Source organism: Nocardia rhamnosiphila NBRC 108938, from assembly GCF_000720425.1.
GTDB classification, from domain to species: Bacteria; Actinomycetota; Actinomycetes; order Mycobacteriales; family Mycobacteriaceae; genus Nocardia; species Nocardia rhamnosiphila.
Genome location: NZ_JOAJ01000005.1, coordinates 261137 through 276548, shown reverse-complemented (window position 1 = coordinate 276548; position 15412 = coordinate 261137). Strand labels below are relative to the sequence as shown.

The window sequence follows — 15412 nt, the reverse complement described above, 5'->3', positions numbered from 1 at the left end:
CGGGAAGGGGTGCGTGTGGACAGGGCGCTGGGATTGGTCCGGCGAGACATCTACGGCGGTGGAGTCGATCTGCATCGGCTCGCCGAGCGGCACGGGTATCGGGTGGTGTGGACGGTGCGGCTGGATACCGCGCCGCTGGCTTCCGGGCTGATCGTCGCTTCGGCAATCACCGAGCACAATGTGAGCGCGGTCGTCGTACCGACGTTCGAGCACGCCGATTCCGTCCGTCATATCGTCACCGACCTGGCCGCGCTGGTCACCCCGATGTGCCACTATCCTCGTGGATACCGGTGGTCGGTGATCGAACTGTGAGCGGGGCCGATCTCGTCCTGGCGCTGCTGATAGTCGCACTTCTCGTTCTGACGATCGTGTGGTTCCGACCCATTTATCCGGCGAGCGGGCTCGACGGAGTCTCGGACTCGGCGGGACCGCACGCGGTGTCGGCCGAGTGCGTGCACGAGCTTCGCCGCGAACAGTGGCTGCGCACTCGCTGCTGTTCGAGATGCGGGATCGAATTTCCCTGAACGGGCTCGACCAGAGTTATTGATGTCAGGGGAACATCGCCTCGAGAAGCGAACCCGGCTGTGGAACCAGGCGATCATTGCCGCGCGTGATTTCGGGAGCGCCGCCGGCGAGGACGATCGAGCAGCCGGGTGGCAGCGCGAGATAGCCGACTATCGCGGGTTTCGCTATCGCGAGCTCGTAGAGGGCCGCCGAGCGCAGCACGCCGCCGGTGTGCTGGTGGGCGTCGCCGGGGCAACCGATGAACCAGCCCGATTCGGTGTCACCGTGAGGGTAGCGCTGCATCAGAACGGAGCCGGTGGCAGTGAACGCGTCGCAGGTCACTGCGCGCTGTGGATGGTTCGGGAAGTCCAGTTCCGGTTCCAGTCCGACGCTTTTGGCGACTTCGATCTGAAACCACAGTTGCTCGAGGGCCAGCGCCGTACCCGCTACGAAGGCGGGAGGCACCTGCGCGCAATCGGGTTCGCACAACCCTAGGGTGCCGTCTCCGCGGTCGGTCACATAGCAGTCCAACCAGCCGATACCGACGGTCTCGCCAACGGGGAAACGACTACCTTCCCGAATGGACTCCTCCAGACCCGCTACGAGCCACTCGACACCCGGCCCGTACACCGGGTCGGGTACGTATTCCAGAGTGAACTCGGCCTGCCCGGGCACCCCGGCTGCCGTCCTACGCTGCTGCACAGTTCTCCGATCTCGCAGGTCCGCGAACAGTTCGGATCCCTTTACGGCGAGGAGACCGAAGCCGACGCGCCCTCACATCATGTCGGCTGGCAGCACGTCCGAGCGGTCCGAAATGCCGTGGACATGGGAGATCGACGGAGGATGTTCATGTCGTATCGCTCGGCGTTCACCACACTGTTCCGATCGCACCCGACGCCAGGGTCGGCACCTGCACCGCCGCCGTGCCGACGGACTCCACGGCTACGACCCACGGCGCCGGATGTCCGCTCCCCGGGCACGGACGCGAAAGCCCTCGCGCATCTGGTGTCCGGTGTTTCGGGGTTCGCGCCACTCCGGTTGCCGCCGGAGCCGGATTTCGCGGCCCGGCCCGGATACGCGGCAGCGGATTACTCTCGCGTGGTGAGTAGTTCGATCAGAGCGGTGATGCTCTGCTCGCCACGGCCCTCGGCTACGGCGCGGCGAAGCAGGTCGTGCATGGGAGCGTGCCAGGACAGGTCGACACCCGATTCGGCGGCAAGTTGCTCGTCGTCGACGAGTGCGGTGTGGAACAGGCCGACGCTGGAGCCGAGGAGGGCGTAGTTCTCGGTGTCGATCTCCTCGGCCAGCACCGGCAGCAGCGACTCGATCATCCGCAGCCACTTCACCGAATACGGGACCATTGTGTGCGCGGGCAGGCCGCGGGAGGCCAGCACCGCGGCGCCCTCCAGGAAGCCGAGCAGCGCGGGTAGCAGCGTCGCGCCGACCGCGGATTCGTAGAGCGCGGCGAGGTCCGTTTCCACGCCGAGGAAATCGAGGTCGCCACCGAGGACGCGCAAGGTGTCGGTATGGGCGTCGAAGACCGCGCGGTCGCCGCCGAAGTACAGCAGCGTATCCCGGTTACCGACGGCCGCGGGCACATTCTTGATCGCGCCGCCGAGGAAACGGGCACCGGCGCAGTGCGCCCACTGCCCGAATTCCCTGGCTTGCGCCGGTGTTCCGCTGTTGAGGGTGACGATATCGCGGCCCGCAACGATCCCGGGGTCGCGCGACAGACTGGCCCGAGTGGCGGCGAAGGTGCTCAGGCACGCGATGATCACCGGACTCGCCTCCACGGCATCGGTGATATCGCGGTGTGCGACGGCGCCCGCGGCGGCCAGGGTGGTGGCCCGCTCCGGGCTGCGGTTCCACACGTGCGTCCGGTATCCGGCGGCGAGGAAGGCGCGGGCGAGCGCGCTGCCCATGGACCCGGTGCCGAGTACGGTCACCGACAACCGTTTCGCTGAGTTCATCTGCGGCTCCGATCACTGCGCGGCGATCGGGCGATCGCCGCGGTGTTCCGAGTGTCGGCGCGCGGCGCGCCGGCCGACAAGTACGCACTTTTCCCGCCGGTTGCTCACCTCCAGGTAATCCACCAGGTCGTACCGGTGCGCGCCGGCCCGCTGTGCCGGACGTCTCGGCAGACCCGCGCACACTGCTGGCCCGGATGATGCGCAGCGACGGCTTCTTCTGCGGGGTGGGCGAATTCGAGTGACGGTAGGTTGATCGTTCGTGGATGCGTTCTTGAAGGATGGGCACCCGCTGCTCGGGAGCCTGCCGGGGCCGCTGGCGCTCGCCGGCCGCGACGGCGTGATCTGGGCGGCCGGGGGCGGCCGCGGCGAGAGCGCACTGTCGCGGTTCGACGCCGAGGGCTGGCGCAGGTGGCCGGTGGACGCGAACGGCCTGCGTGCGGTGTATCCACTGGACGACGGGACGGTCGTCCTCGCGGGCGAACACGGTTATCTCGCGATCGCCGACGGTGCCCGGATCCGGCGGGTGGCCACACCGTGCGAGGGCTGCCTGTACGCGCTGACGGGGGTCGGCGAACTCATCTGGGTCACCGGGGACGACGGTTTCGTCGCCACGCTCGACCCGCGAACGAGCGAACTGCGCACCCATACGCGGTTCACCTCGGACAGTGTCGTCGGCGTGGCCGCCGCGCCCGGCGGCGAGCTGGTTTTCGTTACCGGCAGCCGACTGCTGCGGCGAACCTCCGACGGCGCCGTGAATGCCCTGTTCTCGGGCCGAGCCCCGCTGACCGACGCCGCCTTCGCGCCCGACGGCCGCCTCGCGGTGGCCGGCGATGCGGGCCAGCTCTATCTCGCCGCACCCGGCCGGTCACCCGAACCGTGCGATGCTCCCGCTCTCGACCTCGAACGCCTGAGTTACGACGCGCGGCGCGACGCCTTCCTGGTCACCGGTGAAGGTGGCTTCGTCGGCGTGCTCGGCCGGGACGGCATCCTGAACACGTTGCCGGCCGCGGTGCCGGCCTATCGCCTCACCGGCATCCTGCCGTGGCGCGACGGCCACCTGTATGCCGGCTGGATACAGCAGGGTCCGCCGTACCGGCTGCGCGGCGCACTGTACTTCGACGGCGCCGGCGAAGCGGCGCCGAGCATGGTGTACCGGGCGCCGCGCCAGGATTTCGGTCCGCCGCGAGTGCGCACCGTGGGTCGCGGGGAGCGTCCCCCGCTCGCCGTCGACGCGTGGGAATCCATCCCGCTCGACGAAGCCGAGCGGCGGATGCCCGAGGTCGCCTGGCCGGATTGCCCCCTGGACACCGTCCGGTTCTACGACGGCGATGTCCGTGTCCCCGACACCGCGGCGTTGCTCGACGACGCCGAGGAGTCGGGCTATGCGGTCGCGATCCGCGGTGACCTGATCGTCGACGGTCTGCTCGACGCGACCGCCGGTGGCGAGGGTTACGGCAGCCTGCTGGTCGTCCAGGGTGACGTATGGGCTCACGCGGCGATGTTCCGCTACGGCATCGCCGCTTCGATCGGCGGCAGCCTCGAGGTGGCGACCGTGGTGATGTGCGACCACGGCGACGACGGCGGGACCCTGTGGGCCGCGGCGATCCGGGCCCAGGTACTGGCCTATTCCCTGTACTTCCCCAAACCGGACGGCGAGATCGACGCGTTCTGCATCGGCGACGTCTACGGTGACACGAGCTTCCCGCCCACCCGGGCCGACGAGGTGTTCGTCGCCGGCGTGCTGGAGAACGGCGTGCTCGACGAACGCGTTGCGGCGGCCTGGCTACGCGAAGGCAGACCGATCCTGCGCGCCGAGTGAAAGCGCGCTCTCGGGAGTTGTGCCGTCGGTTCGAGACAGTCCCGCTGTGGAAGTCGCTCGACCTCCCGGCGCCGGCCGGCTGCATCGACAAGTTTTTGCTCGCCGCCCCTGACTAATCGGGGAGACGTGCTCGCGCATTCGCTACGTCAGTACGGGTAGTCCCGGAACGTCATGACACCGCCGACCAGGACGACCAGCACGGTGAGGATATAAACGGTGACGCGGAACCACATCGGTCCGTAGTAACTGACCGCCAACGACGCACCGAGCGCAGCGAGTATCAGCACTATCCCGTAGAAGGGTGTGCGTTGCTCCCTGTCAGCCATTCCCCCAGTGTCCTCCAGCGGCGACGCGGGTGGCAATGCGACGTGCCGCCTCCGGCACCCGGCCGCCGAGTAACCATGCATGCATGCATGCACATGCCATGCGCATGTACCTGACTGCATGAGTGTCGCAATCCAGATCAAGGACGTCCCCGAGGAAGTTCGTGACGCCATAGCCCGCCGGGCGGCCGCTCGGGGACAGTCCACCCAGACCTATCTCCGGGCCCTCCTGGAAAAGGAGTTCCGCGCCGAGCGCAATCGGCAGCTGATCGAGAGCTTGGTGGGACGACGTTCCCTGACCATGGACGCCGATGCGGTGGTCGCGGAGATCCGTACCGGCCGCGGGGACGACGAGTGATCGTCGTGGACGCCAATGTCATGGTGATGGCGGTCGCCGGGCCGTCCGACCGGGGGGAGGCGGCTCGCGCAGCGCTTTTCGCGGACGACGAGTGGGCCGCACCCGCCCATATGCCATGGGAAGTCGTGCGCACCTCGCAGTCGCCGCGCTGCACGACGCACCCCTGGTCACCTTCGACGCGCGACTCGCCAAGGGAGCGCTACAGGCGATGCCCGAGGTCGCGGTCGCCGTTCTTCAGACGCTCGGTTCGGCCTAGTATCCGGATCGTGGGACTGCTGTTCGGGACGCGGGCGTCGGATTCGCCGTGGGTCGAGTCCGTATGGACCTGCCGCAGCGAGGGCGTCTCGGAGATGACCTCGGTCGCGTCCGAGACCTGGGGGCTGGTGTTCTGGGAGCAGCAGGGGCGGCCGTATGCGGCGATCACCGGCCCGGAGAGCCACACCGGTACCGCGCCCGTGCCCGAGGGGGCGGGGTTCGTCGGTATCCAGTTCGCGGTCGGGACGTCGTTGCGCGCGACGGCGACATCGACGCTGGTGGACGGCGGTATCACCCTGCCCGATGTGACCGGCCGGACATTCTGGCTCGATGGCGCCCAGCGGGAGACACCGCGATCCGACGATGCCGAGGCGCTCGTGGACCGGCTCGTGCGTGAGGGAGTCGTGGTCCGCGATCCGCTGGTCGCGGCGACGCTGCGCGGGTCGCCGCCGGAGGTGACCGAGCGGACGCTCGAGCGGCGTTTCCGGGCGGCGACCGGGCTCACCCAGGGCGCTGTCCGGCAGATCGGGCGCGCCCGTACCGCCGCGCTGCTGCTGACCTCGGGTGAGACGCCCGGCGATGTCGTCGGCAAGCTCGGGTACTACGACGAACCCCATCTCGCCCGGGCACTGCGCCGGTATGTCGGGCGGACGGCGCAGCAGCTGCGCGCGGGAGACGGTGGCGCGATCGCACTCGATCCCGGTCAGCGCACGACGTCGTAGACGAGCTTGGTCACGCCGTTGGAATAGGTGGCCGAATCCCGCACCCGGAGGGTCTGCCTATCGCGGTCGGCGCGGCTGAACAGGCTCTTGCCCGCGCCCAGCAGCACCGGGAACACCAGCAGGTTGTACCGGTCGATCAGATCGGCGTCCGACAATGTCCGGGCCAGTTCGGCGCTGCCGTGGATGTAGATCGCGCCGCCGTCGGTCTGCTTCAGCTTCGCGACGTCGTCGGCCGTGCGCAGGATCGTGATCGGGCCCCACCCGTCGATCAGCGTGTCCTCACGCAGGCCGGATGAGACGACGTATTTGGGCAGATCCTTGTATGCGGCGTGATCGTCGGAATCGCGCCAGGTCGGGGCGAATGCCTCGTAGCTGCGACGGCCGAACATCAGCGCGGTCGTATCGGCGAGTTCTTCGCCTTTGAGCGCGAATGCCTCGGGCACGAACTCGGTGTCCATCACCCAGCCGCCGCTGCGGTGCCCCTCGACCGTGCCGCCCGGCGAGTCCACGACGCCGTCCAGCGACATGAAGCCTGTGTAGACGAGTTCGCGTGTCATCAGTTCCTCCTGAGTATGGGCCTCGGATTCGGCCTGGGATCAGCGTAGGAACAGCGGCAGCCGTTGTCTTGGACGAAACCGACACAACCGCTGCCGAACGTGAAGCACTGCCGGATGCGGTAGGGGTAATGCTCTGCCGTTGGTGCGCCGGTGAAATCGCGGGCCTGACCACAGCGCCCCCGCGGCCTCGGGACCTCGGCGCCGTCCGCCGGACGAACAGGAGCCGTCCCGCCGGCCGGCCGACCGCGAGGACCCCACCCGGACGTCAGCGCCCCCGGTCCCGTTCGGCACGCGCGGCGAGGAACTCTTCGAAGGTGATCCGTCCGTCCTTGTGGTCCGGAGCGAGCTGGAGCCCGGCGCGGAAGTCACGCATCGCCTTACCGGGCAACGGGACCGCCAGCACCGGTCTACGGCGCCCGGCGGCCCGCAGGTAGACCCGGGCCAGGTCGGTGGCGGCGCGTATCCGCGGACCACCCAGGTCTGGTGCCCGCCGGCTCGCGGGGCCCGCCGCGAGCGCGACGAGGCGGCCGGCCACCTCGGTGACATCGACCGGCTGGAAGCTCACCTTCGACGGCATCGCCAGGAATGGCAACAGCCGCTGGGCGTCGCATATCTCGGCGATCAGGTCGTGGAATTGAGTGGCCCGCAGAATGGTCCACGGCAGCTCCGAGCGCTCGATCAGGGCTTCGCACTCGACTTTCGCGCGGTAATAGCCGAGGGCGTGATCGTCGATACCGACGATCGACAGGTACACCAGATGTGGGTGGCCGGATGCCTGTGCGGCCTCGACCAGCGCCCGGGTCGCGGTGATATCGCCGCGGCCGTTGGTCGTGGCCAGGTGGACGATCACCTCGATACCGGCGAGCGCCTCGCCCAGTCCGGCGCCGGTACTCAGGTCCCCGACCGCCCACCGATGGGCCTCCGGGGCGCGTTCGGAACGGGTGAGAACCCGCACATCATGGCCCGCGGCGAGCAACTGGGGCACGAAGACGCGCCCGAGCCGGCCGGTACCGCCGGTGACCAGTATCCGTTTCGTCATCCGTACCTCCGTCATCGGTGGCCGACAGATTCGCCCCGGCTCCGCTCGGGAACCGAGCCGCCCCACCGAAGCATCTCACCTGACCCCGGCGCCGCCGACTAGGCTGACGGAGCAATGTCCGGCGATCGGGAGCACACGAATTGAGCACCTACCCCGGCGGTTGGCCGCCCCCGCAGAATCAGGGATCGAACCGCCGGCTTCTCGTCGTACTCGCTCCTTTCGTGGTGTTGCTGGTGGCCGCCGCCGCGATCGGTATCGGGCTGCTGGTCCGGAATGCGGCGGCGGCGGAGATTCCCGGCACCGCCACAGCGGCGACCGGCGGCTCGGCTCCCGCGAATGTGCTGGCCGACGGCGCGGTCCGGGTCGGCGAATCCGATGCGAAGGTGACCGTCCGCGTCGTCATGGACCTGCAGTGTCCCGCCTGCAAAGCGTTCGAGGAGGCCAACGGCAAGGTACTCGAGGATGCCGTGCGCGATGGCACCGCCGCGGTCGAATACAGCGTCATCACGTTCCTGGACCGCGCCAGCACCACCGAATACTCCTCGCGCGCGGGCAATGCGGCGTTCTGTGTCGCGAATTCCGGCGTGGACGACTACCAGGCCTGGCTCGCCGATATGTTCACCGAACAGCCCGCCGAGGGCGGTGCCGGCCTGCCCGACAGCGCGTTGATCGATATCGCGGAGTCCGCCGGTTACACCGATCCCGCTGTGGCTCAATGCATCACCGACCGGACGTACGACTCCTATCTGCGCGCGAAGACCGACGAGGTGCTGAACAGCGGGGTGAACTCCACCCCGACCGTCACCGTGAACGGCAAGCAGGTCACCGACGCGGCCGCCCTGATGAGTCCGAACGGCCTCGCCGCGGTTATCGCGGCCGCGCGCTGAAACGAGCCGCCTCCCCGGCACGGCACCTCGACGATGTGTCGTGCCCCGACAGTTGCCGCTGACAGCTGAGCCGCCCCGGCCCCGCGCGCGAGTCCTTTTCGTATCGGTCTTCGCCCACCGGCCGAGTCGCCGGGATACCACGCGTCTTCATGGTGGTCCCGCGCGGGCGACGCCCCGGTGACGGAGACACTCGGTCGGCCGAGGGCAATACTGCCGCGATCACCACGACGGCCCGGGCCTGCGTCCGACTCGTCCGAACACGGTGTCAGTGCCCGTGTCAGCTTCGCGTCAGGGCCGTATCAGCTGCCCCGCCGACAGTACTTCCCATGAGCAATTCGGCAATCGCGGCCTCGGGGCTGCGGAAGGCGTACGGGGACAAAACCGTCCTCGACGGCATCGATCTGAACATCGGTGCCGGCACGATCTTCTCCCTGCTCGGCCCCAACGGCGCCGGCAAGACGACCACGGTGAACGTACTGACCACCCTGTTGAAGGCCGACGGTGGCACCGCCCGGGTCGCCGGGCACGATATCGCGGCCGAGACGAAGGCGGTGCGGGCGGCGATCGGGGTCACCGGGCAGTTCGCGGCGGTGGACGATCTGCTGACCGGGGCGGAGAACCTGGAGTTGATGGCGGATATCCATCGGCTCCGCGGCGACGAGCGGAAGCGGGTGGTGACCGAACTGCTGGAGCGGTTCGAGCTGACGGACTCGGCGCGAAAACGGGCGGCGACCTATTCCGGGGGTATGCGGCGGAAGCTGGATCTGGCGATGACGCTGGTCACCAAACCGGAGATCGTTTTCCTGGACGAGCCGACCACGGGACTGGATCCGCGGAGCCGGCGGACCATGTGGGAGATCGTGCGGGGACTGACGGATCAGGGCGTCACGATCTTCCTCACCACCCAGTATCTGGAGGAAGCCGATCAGCTGGCCGACCGGATCGCGGTGCTCGACCAGGGCCGGATCGTCGCGGAGGGCACACCCGGCGAGCTCAAACGTCAGGTCCCCGGCAGTTATATCCGGCTACGGTTCACCCAGGTGAGCGAGCTGGACGCGGCGGCGCGGGTGCTGCCGGGCGCCACCCGGGACGACGAAGCGCTGACGCTGCGGGTGCCGGGCGACGGCGGCTCGAAATCACTGCGACATGTGCTCGACCGGCTCGACACGTCAGCGCTCGAGGCCGCCGAGGTCTCCGTCCACACTCCTGATCTCGACGATGTGTTCCTCTCCCTCACCGGCCACGCGACCACGGAGGTCACCGCACCATGAGCACGATCACCGCACCGCTGACCGATTCGTCGATCATGCTGCGCCGTAATTTCAAACATTCCACCCGGAATCCGGTCACCATCTTCAACGCGGCCTTCATGCCGGTCGTGATGATGTTGATCTTCGTCTACGTATTCGGCAGCGCCTTCGACGTCGGCGGCGACTACATCGACTACGCGACGCCGGGCATGCTGCTGCTGGCCATCAGTTACGGGTTGTCGGGCACCGCGGTGGCGGTGAGCTCGGATATGTCGAAGGGCATCATCAACCGGTTCAAGGTCATGGATGTATCCCGCAGCGCCGTACTGACCGGCCACGTCGTGGCCACCATCCTGACCAACGTGGTCGCCATCGTGGCGATCCTCGCGGTGGCGTTCGCCCTGGGATTCCGGCCGCCGGCCACCGGGCTCGACTGGCTCGGCGCACTCGGCGTCCTGGCGGCAACCTCATTCGCCGCGTCCTGGCTCACGGTGGCGCTCGGTATGGCGGCGAAGACGCCGGAGTCCGCCGGGATGGGTGTGGTGCCGCTGATCATGCTGCCGTTCGTGAGCACCGCGATCGTGCCGGCCGAGAAGATGGGTCAGGGGGTCCGGCAGTTCGCCCAGTATCAGCCGTTCACACCGATCATCGAATCCTTGCGCGGATTCCTGGCCGGTAATCCGTCCGGCGGCTACACGGCCGCGGCGCTCGCCTGGTGCGCCGGATTCGCCGTCCTCGGATATGTGTGGTCCCGGACCACGTTCAACAAGCGAGCGTGACGGCGGCCAGTTCCTGCCAGTCCGCTTCCGCGCCCTCGCGCATCGCCTCGGTGAAGTCCGCTTCGCCGAGGCGGTCTCGTATCGTCCGCTCGATCCGGGCCGCGTCCGGTTGCGAACGATCGGGCACACCGTGGACCGCGGTGCTCACCGCGAGCAGCCGCGCGGCCTCGATATCGCGGTCCGCGCGCAGCGCCAGGTCCGCGATCCCGACGATCACCTGGGCGACCAGCACCGCGTGCCCCGCCTCGGTGGCGGCCCGGAAGGCCGTGGCGTGATGCGCCCGGGCCTCGTCGAGGTCGGTGGCGAGGTAGCCGAGCAGGGTGTGGATCGCGGCGGCGAGTTGCGGCATCTCCGCTTCGCTGCCCAATATCGCTGTGGCGACGCGGATCTGTTCGAGGGCCTGCTCGGTATCGCCGCCCCACCGGGCCAGCTCCGCTTTCGCCAGGGCCAGTTCGGCCAATGCCACCGGCCAGGCGACCCGATCCGCGCAGCGCTGGGCCTCGGCCATCGCGGCCGCGCTCGCCTCGGTCTCACCCGCGAGCCAGTACAACTGGGCCTGCCGCGACAGCAGGCCGACGATGTCCTCGGTCGCGCCGACCTCGGTCACCACCGCGACCGCCTGTTCGAAGAGCTCGCAGGCGGCGGTGAACTCGCCGCGGGTGGCGAATCGGTTGGCCCGTTCGGTCAGCGCGAACGACATCCCCCAGCGCTCGCCCAGGGCGCGGAACTCGGTCAGCGCCCCCGCGAGGTATTCGTCGACTTCCGGCCCGTCCTGCCCGAGCACGATCCGCATCTTGCCCATCTGCAACCGGGCCAGGGCACGCACCCAGGGATCGTCGTCGGTGAGCAGGGGTTCGAAGGCGGTGGGCAGCCCCTCCGGGCCGTGCAGCATCCGTTCCAGCGCGGAAATGAACGCCAGGGCGGGATGACCGGCACGGACACGCCGGCTCACCTCGTACGCCTTACGGATCCATTCCCCCAGCTGATTCGCGTCATTGCGTCCGGAACTCAGGAAATGCACGACCAGCGCGTACACCATGGCCCGGGTCCCGTCGTCCACCTCGGCGGGCGCGTCCGCGACCGCGGAGACGAACTCCAGGCCCTCGGCCTTGTACCCGCCGAGCCACCAGTACCACCCGGCCGCCGCGGCAAGCCGCAGCGCCCCCGCGGCGTCACCGGCCGCGAGCGCGCCCCGCATCGCGACCGCGATATTGTCGTGCTCGGCCCCCAGCGCCGCCAGCCACTCCAGCTGTTCGCCGCGGCGCAGGTGCGGTTCCGCGGTGGCGGCGAGTCCGGTGAAATACGCGAGATGCGCGCGGCGCGCCGCGTCCGCCTCCTCCGACTCCTCCAGCCGGTCGCGGGCATACTGCCGGATCGTATCGAGCATCCGATAGCGCGGTTCGGACTCGGCCGCGGTGAGCAGCAGCGATTTCTCGGTCAGCGCGGTCAGGAGTTCGAGCACCTCCCACTGCTCGACCCCCGCGTTCCGGCCGTCCCCGGTGTCCGCGCACACCTGTTCCGCCGCCGCCAGACTCGCGCCGCCGGCGAATACCGCGAGCCTGCGCAACACCGTCCGTTCCGCGTCGGTGAGCAACTCCCAGCTCCAGTCGACCACCGCGCGCAGCGTCCGGTGCTGCGGGATCGCGGTGCGGCTGCCACCGGTGAGCAGGCGGAACCGGTCGTCGAGGCGGTCGGCGAGCTGTTCGAGGGACATGGTGCGCAGCCTGGCCGCGGCCAGTTCGATCGCCAGCGGTATCCCGTCGAGCGCACGGCAGACGCGGGCCATGGTCGCCAGCGCGCGGGCGTCGGCGGCGAGATCCTTGCGCACCGCTCCGGCACGGTCCCGCAGCAGTTGCACCGCCGGGGACGCTTCGATCTCGCCCGGGTCCGCGTGCTCGGCGGGTAGCGCCAGCGGCTCGACCTGCCACAGTGCCTCGCCGGTGATGCCGAGCGGTTCCCGGCTGGTGGCCAGGATGCGCAGCCCGCGGCACTCGCCGAGAACCCGGTGGGCGAACACCGCTACCGCGTCGATGACGTGCTCGCAGTTGTCCAGGATCACCAGTGTTTCGCGGTCGCGGATCGCGGCCACGAACCGCTCGATCGGTTCGGCGTTCGGCGCTCCGCCGAGCAGCGCGTCACGCAGACCGAGCGCGGCGATCGCCGACTGCGCCACATCCCCGTTCGCGTCGACGGACGCCAGTTCGACCAGCCAGGCGCCGTCGGGTAGGTCGTCGAGCAGGGTCTGCGCGGTTTCGAGTGCCAGCCGGGTCTTCCCCGAACCCCCGGGCCCGGTCAGGGTGGTGAGCCGATGGTTCGCGATGAGGTCGCGCACGGCGGCTATATCGGCGTATTTGCCGATATAGCCGGTGAGTTCGGCCCGCAGGTTCGTCCGGCGCTCGGCATTCTCCGCACCCACTTCGCCGCGCAACAGCGCGACATGCAGGGCGGACAGTTCCGGGGAGGGATCCACCCCCAGCGTGTCGGCGAGGGCCTCCCGCGCGTCCTGGTACACCACCAGCGCCTCGGAACCACGGCCCGCGGCACCGAGCGCCCGCATCAGCGCGGCGACGAGCCGCTCCCGCACCGGATACCGGGCCACCAGCTCGGTCAGCTCGCTCACCTGCTCCGCGGCCCGGCCGAGGCGGATCTCCGACTCGTACAGGTCCTCGGTGGCGGCCAGGCGCAGCCCCTCGAACCGGGTGATCACCGCGTCCACGGCCTCGCTGTCGCGCACGTCGACATCCCGCATCGGCGCACCGCGCCACAGGTCGAGGGCCTCACGCAGCAGCCGGGTCCGCTGCGCGTCGTCACCGGCGCGGGCCGCTTCGAGGAGCTGTTCGAAACGCACCGCGTCGACCGCGCCGGGTCGCACAGTGAGCCGGTATCCACCCGCCTGCCCCTCGAGCGACCCGTCCGGCAGCAGCCGGCGCAGCCGGGAGACCAGCGCCTGCAGGGCGTTCGCGGCGTCGGCAGGCGGCTGCTCGCCCCAGATCCAGTCGACCAGCGTGGACCGCGGGACCGCGCGACCGGGTTCCAGTGCGAGGGCGATCAACAGCGCCCGTAGCCGGACGCCCGGTACCTCGATGGATCCCCCGTCGTCTGCTCGGATGTCGAGCGGTCCAAGCAACGCGATCTGCACCGGCCCATTCTGCCGCAGCGGGCCGCGCGGCCTTTCCGCGAGTGAATATCACGCCTCCTACCAGCACGAACACCGCATCAGGGGCCGTGTCAGTGCGGTATCAGGCCGGTATCAGCGGACCCGGCGACAGTTCTCCCATGACCAGATCGGCAAGAGCGACCACCGGCCCGGACAGCCCGGTCACCCGGCGGGAGGGAGCACCCATGGAACTCGTGGTCGACCGGGAACGCTGCATCGGCGCCGGTATGTGCGCACTGCTCGCTCCGGAGTTGTTCGACCAGGACGAGGCGGACGGCCGGGTGCTGCTTCTGGCCACCGCGACCGAGGCCGCGCGCCATCCGGCCGCCCGCGAGGCCGCCCACAACTGCCCCGCGGCGGCGATCACCCTTCTCGGCCGGGCGCCCGCACCGGAACCGGACCGCCGGAGCGGCGACTGACCGGAGACGGAAGGACACGAATCAAGTCCCGCCCCGCCTCGAAGCACCACCGACCACCCCGTGTCCCGGCCGTACGGGACCTCGAAACGACAGGAAATACGATGAGCGACACCGCCTCCGTCCCGCACGGCCTCCCCACCGAACGCGATGCCGGCCCCTTCGACCCGCCGCGCGAGATCACCCGGCTGCGCGAGGCGCGCCCGGTGAGCCCGCTGCTCTTCCCCGACGGACACGCCGGCTGGCTGGTCACCGGATACGAGGAGGTCCGCGCGCTGCTGGCCGATACCCGCTTCAGCTCCCGCCTGGACATCGGCATTGTGCACGCGTTGGACGCGACTCCCGATATGCCCGCCCAGACCGAACCGTCCCCGCAGATCCCGGGTCTGTTCATCGCCATGGACCCGCCGGACCACACCCGGCTGCGGCGCAAGCTCATCGGCGCTTTCACCGTCCGGCGCATGAAACAGCTCGAAGAGCACATCGCCGAGGTCGTCGAGCGGCAACTCGACGAGATGGCGAACCTGACCCCGCCGGTCGATCTGGTGCGGGCCTTCGCGCTGCCGGTGCCCTCACTGGTGATCTGCGAACTGCTCGGCGTCCCCTACGCCGACCGGGAGACCTTCCAGACCAACTCCGCCAAATTCCTGCTCCGGGACCAGCCGCTGGAGGAGAAGATGGGTGCCTACGGCGCGATGATGGGCTACCTGGCCGAACTGGTCACGGCCAAACGCGCCGAGCCCGGTGAGGACATCCTGTCCGACCTCGCCCGCGACGAGGACCTCTCCATCGAGGAACTGACCGGCATCTCCTTCCTGCTGCTGCTCGCCGGCCACGAGACCACCGCGAACATGCTGGCGCTGGGCACCTTCGCGCTGCTGGAGAACCCGGAGCAGCTGGCCGAGTTGCGCGCCGACCCGGACCTGATGCCGGACGCGGTCGAGGAACTCATGCGCTACCTGTCGGTCGCCGATATCTTCTACCGCTACGCCACCGAGGATCTCGAACTCGGCGGGGAGACCATCCCCGCGGGATCGACCGTGGTGGTCTCGCTGCTGGCCGCCAACCACGATCCCCGGCGTTTCGACAACCCGGACACCCTCGATATCCACCGCAGGGCCCGCGGGCACGTGTCCTTCGGGCACGGCGTCCACCAGTGCCTGGGCCAGCAATTGGCCCGGGTGGAGATGCGCGCCGGTTTCGCCGGACTGTTGCGCCGCTTCCCGGCCCTGCGGCTCGCCGTGCCGGCCGGAGAAGTCCCGCTGCGGACCGATATGAACATCTACGGCGTCCACGAACTGCCGGTCACCTGGTCCTGAACGGCCCGGTAGACCACCCGCCGATCGCGATCGGCAGACCCCTATCTCTTTCGCACA

The 15412-nt window shown here is 69.3% G+C and carries 16 protein-coding genes; 10 read left to right on the top strand and 6 right to left on the bottom strand.

What is annotated here, in order from left to right:
- Positions 1-15: 15 nt before the first annotated feature.
- Complete coding sequence (locus IG75_RS0119040; protein ID WP_245713316.1) at positions 16-312, top strand: hypothetical protein; 297 nt, start codon at positions 16-18, stop codon at positions 310-312.
- 237 nt (positions 313-549) lie between these two features.
- Here the strand turns inward: IG75_RS0119040 and IG75_RS0119030 are convergent, their stop codons facing one another.
- Together IG75_RS0119030 and IG75_RS0119025 are read right to left on the bottom strand one after the other, a co-directional pair.
- Positions 550-1206, bottom strand: a complete 657-nt coding sequence (locus tag IG75_RS0119030; protein WP_156059000.1) for an immunity protein Imm33 domain-containing protein — start codon at positions 1204-1206, stop codon at positions 550-552.
- A 386-nt stretch (positions 1207-1592) separates the two neighbouring features.
- Positions 1593-2474, bottom strand: coding sequence for an NAD(P)-dependent oxidoreductase (locus IG75_RS0119025; protein ID WP_030522728.1), 882 nt, complete (start codon positions 2472-2474; stop codon positions 1593-1595).
- A 259-nt stretch (positions 2475-2733) separates the two neighbouring features.
- On the opposite strand from IG75_RS0119025, the gene IG75_RS0119010 reads away from it, so the two are divergent.
- On the top strand, positions 2734-4293 hold the full coding sequence (locus IG75_RS0119010; protein WP_030522729.1) for a WD40 repeat domain-containing protein: 1560 nt from the start codon (positions 2734-2736) through the stop codon (positions 4291-4293).
- A gap of 146 nt (positions 4294-4439) precedes the next feature.
- On the opposite strand, the gene IG75_RS0119000 is transcribed toward IG75_RS0119010, so the two are convergent.
- The gene (locus IG75_RS0119000) at positions 4440-4619 is read right to left on the bottom strand and encodes a hypothetical protein (RefSeq protein WP_030522730.1); all 180 of its coding nucleotides are present in this window, start codon (positions 4617-4619) and stop codon (positions 4440-4442) included.
- Between the two features lie 118 nt (positions 4620-4737).
- On the opposite strand from IG75_RS0119000, the gene IG75_RS0118995 reads away from it, so the two are divergent.
- The 3 genes from IG75_RS0118995 to IG75_RS0118985 all read left to right on the top strand — a co-directional run bounded on the left by IG75_RS0118995 (position 4738) and on the right by IG75_RS0118985 (position 5951).
- Positions 4738-4974 (top strand): FitA-like ribbon-helix-helix domain-containing protein, encoded by a 237-nt coding sequence (locus tag IG75_RS0118995; RefSeq protein WP_030522731.1) that lies wholly within the window; start codon positions 4738-4740, stop codon positions 4972-4974.
- 115 nt (positions 4975-5089) lie between these two features.
- Positions 5090-5230 (top strand): hypothetical protein, encoded by a 141-nt coding sequence (locus tag IG75_RS39180; RefSeq protein ID WP_156059002.1) that lies wholly within the window; start codon positions 5090-5092, stop codon positions 5228-5230.
- 10 nt (positions 5231-5240) lie between these two features.
- A complete protein-coding gene (locus IG75_RS0118985; protein WP_030522732.1) occupies positions 5241-5951 on the top strand; it encodes a helix-turn-helix domain-containing protein in 711 nt (236 codons plus the stop codon).
- On the opposite strand, the gene IG75_RS0118980 is transcribed toward IG75_RS0118985, so the two are convergent.
- Together IG75_RS0118980 and IG75_RS0118975 are read right to left on the bottom strand one after the other, a co-directional pair.
- Positions 5933-6508: a dihydrofolate reductase family protein gene (locus IG75_RS0118980; RefSeq protein WP_030522733.1), complete on the bottom strand. Its 576-nt coding sequence runs from the start codon at positions 6506-6508 to the stop codon at positions 5933-5935. The two genes, IG75_RS0118985 and IG75_RS0118980, sit on opposite strands and share 19 nt — an antisense overlap.
- 265 nt (positions 6509-6773) lie before the next feature.
- A complete protein-coding gene (locus tag IG75_RS0118975; RefSeq protein WP_030522734.1) occupies positions 6774-7547 on the bottom strand; it encodes an SDR family oxidoreductase in 774 nt (257 codons plus the stop codon).
- Positions 7548-7687: 140 nt separating this feature from the next.
- Here IG75_RS0118975 and IG75_RS0118970 point away from each other — a divergent pair, with 140 nt between their 5' ends.
- The 3 genes from IG75_RS0118970 to IG75_RS0118960 all read left to right on the top strand — a co-directional run bounded on the left by IG75_RS0118970 (position 7688) and on the right by IG75_RS0118960 (position 10463).
- Positions 7688-8434 carry a DsbA family protein gene (locus IG75_RS0118970; protein ID WP_051714721.1) on the top strand — a complete coding sequence of 249 codons (747 nt, stop codon included), beginning with the start codon at positions 7688-7690 and terminating at the stop codon, positions 8432-8434.
- Between the two features lie 326 nt (positions 8435-8760).
- Positions 8761-9705: a daunorubicin resistance protein DrrA family ABC transporter ATP-binding protein gene (locus tag IG75_RS0118965; RefSeq protein WP_030522736.1), complete on the top strand. Its 945-nt coding sequence runs from the start codon at positions 8761-8763 to the stop codon at positions 9703-9705.
- A complete protein-coding gene (locus IG75_RS0118960) occupies positions 9702-10463 on the top strand; it encodes an ABC transporter permease (RefSeq protein WP_030522737.1) in 762 nt (253 codons plus the stop codon). The genes IG75_RS0118965 and IG75_RS0118960 overlap by 4 nt, the downstream gene beginning before the upstream one ends.
- On the opposite strand, the gene IG75_RS0118955 is transcribed toward IG75_RS0118960, so the two are convergent.
- The gene (locus IG75_RS0118955) at positions 10447-13602 is read right to left on the bottom strand and encodes an AfsR/SARP family transcriptional regulator (protein WP_030522738.1); all 3156 of its coding nucleotides are present in this window, start codon (positions 13600-13602) and stop codon (positions 10447-10449) included. The genes IG75_RS0118960 and IG75_RS0118955 overlap by 17 nt on opposite strands.
- 137 nt (positions 13603-13739) lie before the next feature.
- On the opposite strand from IG75_RS0118955, the gene IG75_RS0118945 reads away from it, so the two are divergent.
- Entirely contained in the window at positions 13740-14039 is a 300-nt protein-coding gene (locus tag IG75_RS0118945; RefSeq protein ID WP_246872164.1) for a ferredoxin, read from the top strand.
- 101 nt (positions 14040-14140) lie between these two features.
- On the top strand, positions 14141-15355 hold the full coding sequence (locus IG75_RS0118940) for a cytochrome P450 (RefSeq protein WP_030522740.1): 1215 nt from the start codon (positions 14141-14143) through the stop codon (positions 15353-15355).
- Positions 15356-15412: the final 57 nt, after the last annotated feature.

Coding starts and splice junctions, on each gene's coding strand:
- IG75_RS0118945 (WP_246872164.1), top strand. CDS start 13,740: ATGACCAGATCGGCAAGAGCGACCACCGGCCCGGACAGCCCGGTCACC.
- IG75_RS0118965 (WP_030522736.1), top strand. CDS start 8,761: ATGAGCAATTCGGCAATCGCGGCCTCGGGGCTGCGGAAGGCGTACGGG.
- IG75_RS0118995 (WP_030522731.1), top strand. CDS start 4,738: ATGAGTGTCGCAATCCAGATCAAGGACGTCCCCGAGGAAGTTCGTGAC.
- IG75_RS39180 (WP_156059002.1), top strand. CDS start 5,090: ATGGGAAGTCGTGCGCACCTCGCAGTCGCCGCGCTGCACGACGCACCC.
- IG75_RS0118980 (WP_030522733.1), bottom strand. CDS start 6,508: ATGACACGCGAACTCGTCTACACAGGCTTCATGTCGCTGGACGGCGTC.
- IG75_RS0118975 (WP_030522734.1), bottom strand. CDS start 7,547: ATGACGAAACGGATACTGGTCACCGGCGGTACCGGCCGGCTCGGGCGC.
- IG75_RS0118940 (WP_030522740.1), top strand. CDS start 14,141: ATGAGCGACACCGCCTCCGTCCCGCACGGCCTCCCCACCGAACGCGAT.
- IG75_RS0119000 (WP_030522730.1), bottom strand. CDS start 4,619: ATGGCTGACAGGGAGCAACGCACACCCTTCTACGGGATAGTGCTGATA.
- IG75_RS0119025 (WP_030522728.1), bottom strand. CDS start 2,474: ATGAACTCAGCGAAACGGTTGTCGGTGACCGTACTCGGCACCGGGTCC.
- IG75_RS0118960 (WP_030522737.1), top strand. CDS start 9,702: ATGAGCACGATCACCGCACCGCTGACCGATTCGTCGATCATGCTGCGC.